The organism is Micromonospora sp. NPDC003776 (assembly GCF_053605645.1).
Genome location: NZ_JBSGJR010000734.1, coordinates 1 through 2,888, shown reverse-complemented (window position 1 = coordinate 2,888; position 2,888 = coordinate 1). Strand labels below are relative to the sequence as shown.

At 76.5% G+C, this 2,888-nt stretch carries 2 protein-coding genes; one reads left to right on the top strand and one right to left on the bottom strand.

The window, feature by feature from the left end:
* The coding region (locus ACWEVO_RS34145) for a SpoIIE family protein phosphatase (protein ID WP_452311540.1) at positions 1–1,700 on the bottom strand (1,700 nt) is incomplete at its 3' end.
* Positions 1,701–1,856: 156 nt separating this feature from the next.
* On the opposite strand from ACWEVO_RS34145, the gene ACWEVO_RS34140 reads away from it, so the two are divergent.
* On the top strand, positions 1,857–2,783 hold the full coding sequence (locus ACWEVO_RS34140) for a 2-hydroxyacid dehydrogenase (protein ID WP_452311539.1): 927 nt from the start codon (positions 1,857–1,859) through the stop codon (positions 2,781–2,783).
* Positions 2,784–2,888: the final 105 nt, after the last annotated feature.

The window sequence follows — 2,888 nt, the reverse complement described above, 5'->3', positions numbered from 1 at the left end:
CGCTTGACCAGTTCGGCCTGCCCCTCGTCGAGGGTCCGGTCCCGGCGCTCGATCAACCCGTCGGTGTGCAGCAGCAGGGTGTCCCCGGGGGCGAGAACCAGCTCGCGGCTGGTCCGGCGGGGCGGTCGGCTCAGGCCGAGCAGGGGTTCCCGCGACCGGTCGAGCACCGTCACCCGGTCGTCGGCGTGGACCAGCAGCGGCGCCGGGTGTCCCGCGCTGCACCAGGAGACCTGGAGCCGGCCGTCCCCGGTCCGGCGGACCCGGGCCAGCACGGCGGTGGCCACGGTGGGGATGGCCAGCCCGTGGATCGCCCGGTCCAGGCGGGTCATCAGCTCCTCGACCGGGTCGTTCCGGCCGTACGCGTCGCCCCGTACCAGATTGCGCAGCTGGCCCATGGTCGCGGCCGCCTCGATATCGTGCCCGGCCACGTCGCCGATCGCGGCGACCAGCTCCCCGTCCGGCTGGACGAAGGCGTCGTACCAGTCACCGCCCACCTCCACCCGGTCGGCGACCGGCAGGTAACGGGCGGCCAGCTCCATGCCGGGCACCGCCGGCAGGGTGGGCAGCATGCTGTGCTGGAGCACCTCGGCGACGCGCCGCTGCTCGCCGTACATCCGGCTGTTGCCGACGGCCTGGCCGGCCCGGCGCCCGATGTCCAGCGCGGTGTACAGGTCGCCCTCGTCGAAGGGCCGGCGGTCGGGGGCGTTGACCAGGGTCACACAGCCGATGGCCCGCCCGCCGGCGCCGGCGATCGGGACGCTCAGGTGGGAGCCGAGACCGAGCCGGGCGGCCAGCGGCACGAGCTCCGGCTCGGTGGTGCCGCGTTCGACGTCGGCGAGGGCGGCCGCGCGGTGCAGCACCGGCCGGCCGGTCCGCAGCACGGACCGGATGATCGATCCGGGCCCGAGCCCCGTGGCGAGCAGCTCGGCGAAGCGGGCCACGTCCGCGGCGTGCCCGGGGTCGCGGTGCCGCGCCCACACCGTCCGGGGCCGGCGGGCCGGGTCGACCAGGGTGACCAGGCACCAGTCGGCCAGCAGCGGCACCATGGCCCGGCCGAGCCGCTCCACCGCGGTGCCGACGTCCAGCGTGCCGCCGAGCATCTCGCTCATGCCGGCCAGCATGGCCAGCCGGTCGTGCGCCTCCTCGGCCCGGCGGCGGGCCTGGTCGGCGCTGTCGACGGCGATCCGTAGCCGCAGCTCGGAGGAGCAGGCGGCGGCCAGGTCGGCCAGCGTGCGCAACTGCTCGGCCGTCCAGGCGCGCGGCTGGCTGTCGATCGCGCAGAGCGAACCGAGGACCCGTCCCTCCAGGTCGGTCAGCGGCATCCCGGCGTACGCGATCACACCCAGCTCCTCGATCGCCCGGTTGTGCCGCACCCGGGCGTCGAGCCGGGCGTCGGGCAGCACCATCGGTGCCTCGAGGTCGACCACCTGCTGGCAGAAGGAGTGACTGAGCGGCGTCGCCCGCCGGGCCGACCACGGGTCGGGCAGCCCCACCGCGCCGGGGAAGAACTGCCGGTCCCCGGAGACCAGCGAGACCAGCGCGACCGGCACCTCGAGCAGGGTGCTGACCAGCCGCGCGAACCGGTCGAAGGCCTCGTCGGGCACCGCGTCGAGGCGGGTCTCCGCGAGCGCCCGGAGCCGTTCGGGATCGGCCAGCGACGGTGGCGGACCGGCCGTCCGGTCGGGCGGGTGCTCGGTCATCGCCACCTGTCTTGGGAGGACGGGCCGCCGACCGGCGGCCCGTCCTCGGTTATACCCGGTGCGTCCACCGACCTGAGCGGCCCTGGGGCCACGGTCACGGTCCCGGTTACCCCGTCCCGGGTCGGCCGGAACGGGGGGCGGCTATCGTCGGCGGTCGTGAAGGTATGGATTCCGCACCCCGCCGGCCAGGACCTCCTCGGCGACCTGCCGCCGAAGGTGACCGTGGAGCTGTTGGAGGATCCCGCCCGGCTCCCGTCGTCCCCGGCCGGCGTGCGGTTCTGGGTGCCGCCCTTCCTCTCCGGCGCGGACGCCGGGGCGCTGCTGGCCGAGCTGCCCGACCTGGCGGTGGTGCAGCTCCTCTCCGCCGGGGCGGACGCCTGGGTGGGGCGCGTCCCCGCCGGGGTGACGCTCTGCGACGCGCGGGGCGTGCACGACTCCGCCACCGCCGAGTGGGTCGTCGCCGCGATCCTGTCCGCGCTGCGGGGCTTCGTCCCGCTCGCCCAGGCGCAGGCCCGGCGCGAGTGGGCGTACGGCGAGGTGGCCCCGACCGACGAGCTGGCCGGCAAGCGGGTGCTGATCGTGGGCGCCGGCTCCATCGGGGCGGCGGTCCGCGCCCGGCTGGCCCCGTTCGAGGTGGCCTTCACCCTGGTCGCCCGTACGGCCCGCCCGGCCGAGGGCGTGTACGGGGTGGACGAGCTGCCCGCGCTGCTGCCCGAGGCGGACGTGGTGGTGCTGCTGGTGCCGCTCACCGAGCAGACCCGTGGCCTGGTCGACGAGAAGTTCCTCGCCGCGATGCCGGACGGCGCGCTGCTGGTGAACGCGGCGCGCGGCCCGGTGGCCCGGACCTCGGCACTGGTCGCCGAGCTGGCCTCCGGCCGGCTGCGGGCCGCGCTGGACGTGACCGATCCCGAGCCGCTGCCCGCCGACCATCCCCTGTGGGAGCTGCCGAACGTGCTGCTCACCCCGCACGTGGCCGGCTCGGTCCGGGGCCTGCTGCCGCGGGCCTACCGGCTGGTCGGGGAGCAGCTGCGCCGGTTCGTCGCCGGGGAGCCGCTGGTGAACCGGGTGGTCGACGGCTACTGACCGGCCCGGGGAGAGCCGCGGCGGGCTCAGCCGGCGGTGTCGCTCAACGGCCGGCCGGTGGCCGCGACCAGCTGGGGCAGGTCGGCGGCGCGTACCGCGGGGAGC